Source organism: Vibrio sp. 10N.222.46.A1 (assembly GCF_041473595.1).
GTDB lineage: Bacteria > Pseudomonadota > Gammaproteobacteria > Enterobacterales > Vibrionaceae > Vibrio > Vibrio tasmaniensis_A.
Genome location: NZ_JBFRSN010000202.1, coordinates 1 through 8,914, shown reverse-complemented (window position 1 = coordinate 8,914; position 8,914 = coordinate 1). Strand labels below are relative to the sequence as shown.

The window sequence follows — 8,914 nt, the reverse complement described above, 5'->3', positions numbered from 1 at the left end:
GTGATATCTTTCATTGAGCGCATGCCACATGTCCTTATGTTTGAATGTTTAATATAGAATATTGTATGACAATTTTTCTTCAATTGATGAAGCTCTGGAAGTCGCTTTCGATCACAAGTAGAAGTCTCCTAAATAGACTTCAGTCTTGTTTTAACCATGATGTTAAGAAATTAGTGTGATGTTGGTCTTTTTTAGGCGTGATATGAATAGGTGTCGTTTCAGTTCGATTGCGGCTGATTATCAGAATGTGAATGTCAGTGCTTATTGGCGTGACTGTGTGAACTAATTTGCCGTGGAAAGTTGAGCGTAGCAATCGGATATTGGATTAAATTATCGGATAGATATGAACACCTTAGATAATTTATGCTTTAAAATTTTAGAGTCGGGTCTTTGACATTTTACGTGACAATATGCGTTTGTTTTCGTGACGGATTCTTAAAGTCGATAGTAGTAAAATTAAGTGAACTTGTCGGTTTTCATGATTGGATTTTTCTTACATCAATTCTACTAAGTGCCATTTTTATTAATTAATTTAATTTAAGGTGTTGAATTTTAATGAGTATTAAGTTTTTGAGGAAGATTGATTTACAAAGGTAAGGTAGGGCTTAACGTTGAGTTTGTTATTCAGTTGCAAAGTCATCGTATACGCATGTTTGTCGTTCCGTTACTTGTTAACCAACTAAATTTAATAGGTGGAACTACGTATCCTATATAGATCAATATCGGTTTTTCATTAGGTAATCAAGTTGCCATTTGATTGGTTTATTACCAATGTGAAGCGTACCTCTTTATCATTATTTACAATATAAGTCGCGGTCTGCTAAGTATCCAATTCCGCCCAATTATTATAATAAGAGAAGTAATAATTGGGGCCTATTTCCGCAACTTAAGCTCTCAATCACCCTGGTTATAGGTGATATGCAAGGTATCTAGAGGGATGTATATTTGATAGCGATCACTTGTATGATGAATGATTTTACAGATATATAGATCGCGGTCACTTATTTGGAGTATTGTACTACAAATGATTTCACTGTTTACCTATAGTCCGTGTAACAAATTACAACGGACAAAGGATACACGATGGAACTCAACACGATTATTGTCGGCATTTATTTCCTATTCTTGATCGCGATAGGTTGGATGTTTAGAACATTTACAAGTACGACTAGTGACTACTTCCGCGGGGGCGGTAACATGTTGTGGTGGATGGTTGGTGCAACCGCTTTTATGACTCAGTTTAGTGCATGGACATTCACCGGTGCGGCAGGTAAAGCGTATAACGATGGTTTTGCTGTAGCGGTCATCTTCGTAGCCAACGCATTTGGTTACTTCATGAACTACGCGTACTTCGCGCCGAAATTCCGTCAACTTCGCGTTGTTACGGTAATCGAAGCGATTCGTATGCGTTTTGGTGCGACCAACGAACAAGTATTCACTTGGTCTTCAATGCCGAACTCAGTGGTATCTGCGGGTGTGTGGTTAAACGCATTGGCAATCATCGCTTCGGGTATCTTCGGTTTCGACATGAACATGACTATCTGGGTGACTGGCCTAGTGGTATTGGCAATGTCGGTAACAGGTGGTTCATGGGCGGTAATCGCATCTGACTTCATGCAGATGGTTATCATCATGGCGGTAACGGTAACTTGTGCGGTTGTAGCGGTTGTTCAAGGTGGCGGTGTTGGTGAGATTGTTAACAACTTCCCAGTACAAGATGGTGGTTCGTTCCTTTGGGGCAACAACATCAACTACCTAAGCATCTTTACGATTTGGGCATTCTTCATCTTCGTTAAGCAGTTCTCAATCACGAACAACATGCTTAACTCATACCGTTACCTAGCAGCAAAAGATTCAAAGAATGCTAAGAAAGCTGCATTGCTTGCTTGTGTGTTGATGTTGTGTGGTGTGTTTATTTGGTTCATGCCTTCTTGGTTCATTGCAGGCCAAGGTGTTGATTTATCAGCGGCTTACCCGAATGCAGGTAAAAAAGCGGGTGACTTTGCTTACCTATACTTCGTACAAGAGTACATGCCAGCAGGTATGGTTGGTCTTCTAGTTGCCGCGATGTTTGCAGCGACAATGTCTTCAATGGACTCAGGTCTAAACCGTAACTCAGGTATTTTTGTTAAGAACTTCTACGAAACAATCGTTCGTAAAGGTCAAGCATCAGAGAAAGAGCTAGTAACCGTATCTAAAATTACTTCAGCGGTATTTGGTTTCGCTATTATCCTTATCGCACAGTTCATCAACTCGCTTAAAGGTTTGAGCCTGTTTGATACGATGATGTACGTAGGTGCGTTAATCGGTTTCCCTATGACTATTCCTGCATTCCTTGGTTTCTTTATTAAGAAGACTCCGGATTGGGCTGGTTGGGGTACGCTAGTTGTTGGTGGTATCGTATCTTATGTGGTTGGTTTTGTTATCGACGCAGAGATGGTAGCAGCGGTGTTTGGTCTTGATACTCTAACAGGACGTGAATGGTCTGATGTTAAAGTTGCGATTGGTCTCATTGCTCACATCACGCTAACCGGTGGCTTCTTCGTACTATCTACAATGTTTTACAAGCCTCTATCAAAAGAACGTCAAGCGGATGTTGATAAGTTCTTTGGCAACTTAGAAACACCATTAGTCGCTGAATCGGCAGAGCAAAAAGTGTTGGATAACAAACAACGTCAAATGCTTGGTAAACTGATTGCGGTAGCGGGTGTTGGTATCATGCTGATGGCTCTTCTGACTAACCCAATGTGGGGGCGTTTAGTCTTCATCCTATGTGGTGTGATAGTGGGTGGTGTCGGTATTCTACTTGTGAAAGCGGTCGATGACGGCGGCAAGCAAGCTAAAGTTGTAATTGAAAGCTAATACATAGCGAAAACTTAGATAGAATGCGACGACTCGAAAGGGCGTCGCATTTTTGTTTTACAGATTTTAATCTTTATCAGCAAATGCTCATGACATTAGCTTTCAAGTGAGAAAGTAATCTATGCCGCGATAGAGAGTAGAAAAATATTCTAGATGGGATGAGCAGCTTAGTTGGCCAGCCACATTGTAGGAAATTATCAGCTAAGCCTTGAGCCTTTATCTAAGCTTTTGCTTATGAAGCAGGGCATAGGCGGCAAGAGCAAGACTTTTCCACCCAAGCAAAATTAATTTAAACGTAACTGCGTAATGAATCTGTTGTGACTGTTAATAGTATGACATATAGCGCTTGTTATTTTACCGATGAACGGTTTTTAACCCATCATAGAGTTTGGGGAAATATAAAACGTGGCTGTATTCTCTCTTAAAGTGAACCCCCGTCACAACTTGCATCGAACCTTCGAATCAATGCCCTAAAACTATTGCGTAACGAGAAAGACGTAGTTATTATAATGGGCATATAATCATACAATACTATATTTGGAGTTTGAACATGACTAAACCTGTAATCGGTTTCATTGGCCTAGGTCTTATGGGCGGCAACATGGTTGAAAACCTACAAAAGCGTGGCTACCACGTAAACGTAATGGATCTAAGCGCTGAAGCCGTTGCTCGCGTTACAGATCGCGGCAATGCGACTGCATTCACTTCTGCTAAAGAACTAGCTGCAGCAAGTGACATCGTTGAGTTTTGTCTTACAACTTCTGCTGTTGTTGAAAAAATTGTTTACGGCGACGACGGCGTTCTAGCGGGCATCAAAGAAGGCGCAGTACTAGTAGACTTCGGTACTTCTATCCCTGCTTCTACTAAGAAGATCGGCGCAGCTCTTGCTGAGAAAGGCGCAGGCATGATCGACGCTCCTCTAGGCCGTACACCTGCACACGCTAAAGATGGTCTTCTGAACATCATGGCTGCTGGCGACATGGAAACTTTCAACAAAGTTAAACCTGTTCTTGAAGAGCAAGGCGAAAACGTATTCCACCTAGGTGCTCTAGGTTCAGGTCACGTGACTAAGCTTGTAAACAACTTCATGGGTATGACAACTGTTGCGACTATGTCTCAAGCTTTCGCTGTTGCTCAACGCGCTGGTGTTGATGGGCAACAACTGTTTGATATCATGTCTGCAGGTCCATCTAACTCTCCGTTCATGCAATTCTGTAAGTTCTACGCTGTAGATGGCGAAGAGAAGTTAGGTTTTTCTGTTGCTAACGCTAACAAAGACCTTGGTTACTTCCTTGCACTTTGTGAAGAGCTAGGTACTGAGTCTCTAATCGCTCAAGGTACTGCAACAAGCCTACAAGCTGCTGTTGATGCTGGCATGGGTAACAACGATGTACCAGTAATCTTCGACTACTTCGCTAAACTAGAGAAGTAATCGACGTACGACCTCGCTAGGGTATTGCCTGTCTGTTAGGCGGCGATACCTCAGCGAGGTTCGTTTTTTATCTACACAAAGTCTTATCTACAAGCCCGTCTCATTTAAGCTCAGCCTTTCAATGTTTCAATGCTTCTTGCTAACACTTCATTTCCTTCGAAACTCTTTGTTATAGACGCGCATTGTTAGATATAAACTGACTCACCATTCTCATATATTTCAAAGTAACGTTGATGTGTGGTCGTTCGCGCGGATGAGCAATCACGTCCTCAATCGTCAATGAAAAGCAAAAAAAAGCCCACACAGCTGGTGACTGTGTGGGCGTATTCGGACTAGCCGTCTGGACAAACCAATGAGCAAGACAAGTGAAGTAACGATTAACGAGATCCCCCGACAGTTTCTACATTAAACGTGTTCAATGACCTTAAAGCACGTTGCTTCAATTACCACTTTGAATTGCACAAAAGTATCCAGAAAGAACTTAAGTTATGATTCAAACACACCATACCTTAAGGTTAATTGTATTACAAATAATTCTAAGGCTTGAATGGTTTTAGTGAATGCTTAGTTGATGAAAATGTGACTTGGCACTCGTTTTATGTCGAAACTCGACGAGTTTTTTAAAAGGGAACGAGTTTATGACTTAGTTCTATTTGAGATTTATAATCTTCCTACTCTCTGGTGTTCTTAGCTTTTACGAGAGGGTAAGGTGCTCTTAGCTGTTGCTAGTGACCATAATTTACCTCTCAACACACTTTTAAATCAGAAAGCCTCTATGGAGTTGCGTATCTTCTCATTTCTTTTATTAATCGATATATTTGTATTATAAGAATATGTAAAATTTGAACTTATCGAGATGATGAAGTTAGATAAACGGCTTTAGTGTCATCATTGTCGATCTCGTTTTAGCTCTTAATGCTGCACCTTAAATACAATAATGGATTTCATATGAAACAGGTCAATATAAAAAGCGTCTTAGCTGTCTCTATCATTCTCGCAATATCTGGTTGTGCTTCTCACACCAAGTCAAATATTTTAACGCCGACCGCTATTACGGCTAGTAGTCACGATGGTAATGGCCCTGATCGGATCTTTGACCAAGATATCACGACTCGTTGGTCTGCAAACGGTGTCGGTGAATGGGCAATGCTAGATTACGGTTCGGTGATTGAAATCGATGCGATTCAAGCATCCTTTAGTAAAGGGAACCAACGCCAATCTAAGTTCGATCTGCTCGTCAGTGTTGATGGCGAAAACTGGACAACGATTTTAGAAGGTCAATTAAGCTCGGGAAGAGTGATTGGTTTAGAGCGTTTTCAGTTCCAACCAGTGCAAGCACGCTATGTAAAATATGTAGGTCACGGTAACAGCAAAAACAGTTGGAACTCAGTTACTGAGCTTGCAGCAATTAACTGTGGAATCAATGCTTGTCCGGTAAGCCATATCATTACCGATGATGTGGTTGAAGCTGAGAAAGTGGTGATCGCTGAAATGGCCGCAGCAAGTAAAGCTCTTAAAGAAGCTCGTAAAGATTTACGTAAAGGTAACTTTGGGGAACCCGCGGTATATCCTTGTGAAACCACCGTAAAATGCGACACTCGTATTCCTTTACCAGTACCGACTAATCTACCCAAGTCACCAGTTGCGGGTAATGCACCAAGCGAAAACTTCGATCTAACGACATGGTATTTGTCTCAACCTTTTGACCACGATAAAAATGGCAAGCCAGACGATGTCTCAGAATGGAACCTAGCGAATGGTTATCAGCATCCAGAAATTTTTTATACAGCAGACGATGGTGGTTTGGTTTTCAAGACATACGTAAAAGGTACACGTACCTCAAAAAATACTAAATATGCACGTACAGAGATGCGTGAGATGCTACGTCGTGGTGATACGTCTATTAGCACTAAAGGTGTCAATGAGAACAACTGGGTATTTAGTTCGGCTCCGGTTGAAGATCTAAAAGCTGCAGGCGCGATTGATGGTGTTTTAGAAGCAACGCTTAAGATTGATCATACAACGACAACCGGTGACGCGCACGAAGTTGGCCGTTTCATCATTGGTCAGATACATGATAAAGATGATGAGCCCATTCGTCTTTACTACCGAAAATTACCGAACCACGAAACAGGGACGGTTTATTTTGCTCATGAGAATACCAACGAAGGCACAGATAACTATTTCAACTTAGTCGGAGACATGACAGGAGAGATCGGCGACCAAGGTATTGCACTTGGCGAGACGTTTAGCTACCGCATTGATGTAAAAGGTAACACGATGACTGTTTCGCTAATGCGTGAAGGCAAAGATGACGTTGTTCAAATGGTTGATATGAGCGAAAGTGGTTACGATCAAGGTGGGCGTTACATGTATTTCAAAGCGGGTGTTTACAATCAAAACATCAACGGTGAGCTTGAGGACTATGCCCAAGCGACATTCTACAAAATAGCGACGTCGCACGATAAATATCAGGAATAACGAGTCAGCTGCACATACAAAAATGGCCGCTAGTACTAGCGGCCATTTTTTGTTGTTTTTATTGGTTAGTTTCTATTGTATTTCGCTATTCCCATAATCTTACGTAACTAGTTGATATTAAATTACTAAGCATGGTGGGAGGGGGGGTTATATATAAAAAAGGCTTAGATATTTTCTAAGCCTATTTAAAGCATACGTTAGATATGGTTCATGAGAGCGATTAAAATGAGTATGTAACACCAACGCGTGTTTTTAACTGACGTTCACTCTCTTCCGCTGAGCCATAATCTGATGTCCAAAATTCAACATAAGGTCTTAGATTATCGAATTTATAGCCGATTTTTACCCCTAAATCCCATTCCCAATCTTTTCCATTCGCTTTGACTTGATCTTCATAGCTTTTGACGTAGTTCGCCTCATAACTTAATTGAAGGTTTTTTAAATCTTCATCTTGGAACTTATAAGCGCCAGTCAATGTAAATTTACCTTGTTGAACCGTTTCACCAGCTAATGCTATTTTTTCGCCGTTAACTTTTGTGAGAGAACTACTTGAGCTGTCTGTATAGTTTTGGAATTCATGACGGTAACGAAGAGCCGTTGTTAGGCCGAAGTCGGCTTTATACCCAACACGAAACTGTGGTTTAAGTGTCATTTTTTCATCGCCAAACGTAATAGGCATACCTGGCTGCAAATACCATTTGTCATCTAACGCATAACGAACCCCCCAATCAAATTCAGAATCTCCGCGCTCCAATTGGTTGTATATATCGCCTTCTGCATTTGGAGCAAATTTTTGTTCAACGCTAAAATATAGCTTTGTCTCATCTGCTATTTTCGTGCTTCCACCAATTTTAATACGATGCGCGTATTTATCGTCTTCATGCTTATGTTCTGCGCGGTAATCAAGAGTTGCGCCAGTCGCTGTGCCTGCAAGAAGAGTTGTAGCGATAATTGCAGCAATTTTTGTAACAGAGTTCATACCTTTGTCTCACTATTATTTTTTATTTTGGATACATCCAATATATCCGTGGCTCACAAATCAACATTTAAATAATATTGAATTAATGTATTACAAATATGGTATTTATTCCTGGGTGGTATTTCTGTGAGAACTATCAAAAGTTCCGAATAGTGACTTGTTTATATAGTTAAATGTAATGAACATCTCAATTGTGGCTCTATTTTCCAAGTTAATCATGACTTGGTTCTCATATTGTTAAGCTTCAAAAATACGCCTTTTAAATTGAGTTAAAATAAGACAAATTAATTGTTTTTACGTTTACTAATGATGATGGGAACAGTCTCGACTGTTAGAAATAGCAGTCGTAGCAAAAGGCAAGGCCAGTGAATACGAGGCAGGTATTTGAAATTGGTTTAGAGATGTTGTTTTGCAGGTGACTTGTTCGAGTTAAAGAAAATCGTGATGACGAATTAGTGTTCAAAAGTAGTTTCTGTGCTGAGAGTGTACTCAGTATCTGTTAACAATAAAGGATGAGTCATGTTTAAGAAAAACATATTAGCAGTGGCGTTATTAGCGACTGTGCCAATGGTTACTTTCGCAAATAACGGTGTTTCTTACCCAGTACCTGCCGATAAATTCGATATGCATAATTGGAAAATAACCATACCTTCAGATATTAATGAAGATGGTCGCGTTGATGAAATCGAAGGGGTCGCTATGATGAGCTACTCACATAGTGATTTCTTCCATCTTGATAAAGACGGCAACCTTGTATTTGAAGTGCAGAACCAAGCGATTACGACGAAAAACTCGAAGAATGCGCGTTCTGAATTACGACAAATGCCAAGAGGCGCAGATTTCTCTATCGATACGGCTGATAAAGGAAACCAGTGGGCACTGTCGAGTCACCCAGCGGCTAGTGAATACAGTGCTGTGGGCGGAACATTAGAAGCGACATTAAAAGTGAATCACGTCTCAGTTAACGCTAAGTTCCCAGAAAAATACCCAGCTCATTCTGTTGTGGTTGGTCAAATTCATGCTAAAAAACACAACGAGCTAATCAAAGCTGGAACCGGTTATGGGCATGGTAATGAACCACTAAAGATCTTCTATAAGAAGTTTCCTGACCAAGAAATGGGTTCAGTATTCTGGAACTATGAACGTAACCTAGAGAAAAA

The 8,914-nt window shown here is 40.7% G+C and carries 5 protein-coding genes; 4 read left to right on the top strand and 1 reads right to left on the bottom strand.

Annotation, left to right across the window (positions count from 1 at the left end):
• Positions 1–1,083 precede the first annotated feature (1,083 nt).
• The 3 genes from AB4496_RS06845 (at position 1,084) to AB4496_RS06835 (ending at position 6,775) form a co-directional block, all read left to right on the top strand.
• Positions 1,084–2,862, top strand: coding sequence for a sodium:solute symporter family transporter (locus AB4496_RS06845; protein ID WP_102257329.1), 1,779 nt, complete (start codon positions 1,084–1,086; stop codon positions 2,860–2,862).
• Between the two features lie 550 nt (positions 2,863–3,412).
• Positions 3,413–4,294 carry an NAD(P)-dependent oxidoreductase gene (locus AB4496_RS06840; protein ID WP_102257328.1) on the top strand — a complete coding sequence of 294 codons (882 nt, stop codon included), beginning with the start codon at positions 3,413–3,415 and terminating at the stop codon, positions 4,292–4,294.
• 948 nt (positions 4,295–5,242) lie between these two features.
• Positions 5,243–6,775, top strand: a complete 1,533-nt coding sequence (locus tag AB4496_RS06835) for a polysaccharide lyase family 7 protein (protein WP_102257327.1) — start codon at positions 5,243–5,245, stop codon at positions 6,773–6,775.
• 220 nt (positions 6,776–6,995) lie between these two features.
• Here the strand turns inward: AB4496_RS06835 and AB4496_RS06830 are convergent, their stop codons facing one another.
• Positions 6,996–7,754: an oligogalacturonate-specific porin KdgM family protein gene (locus AB4496_RS06830; RefSeq protein ID WP_102257326.1), complete on the bottom strand. Its 759-nt coding sequence runs from the start codon at positions 7,752–7,754 to the stop codon at positions 6,996–6,998.
• A 519-nt stretch (positions 7,755–8,273) separates the two neighbouring features.
• Between AB4496_RS06830 and AB4496_RS06825 the strand changes: the two genes are divergently transcribed.
• Positions 8,274–8,914 (top strand): polysaccharide lyase family 7 protein (locus AB4496_RS06825; RefSeq protein WP_372130718.1); only part of this gene is annotated, 641 nt, incomplete at its 3' end.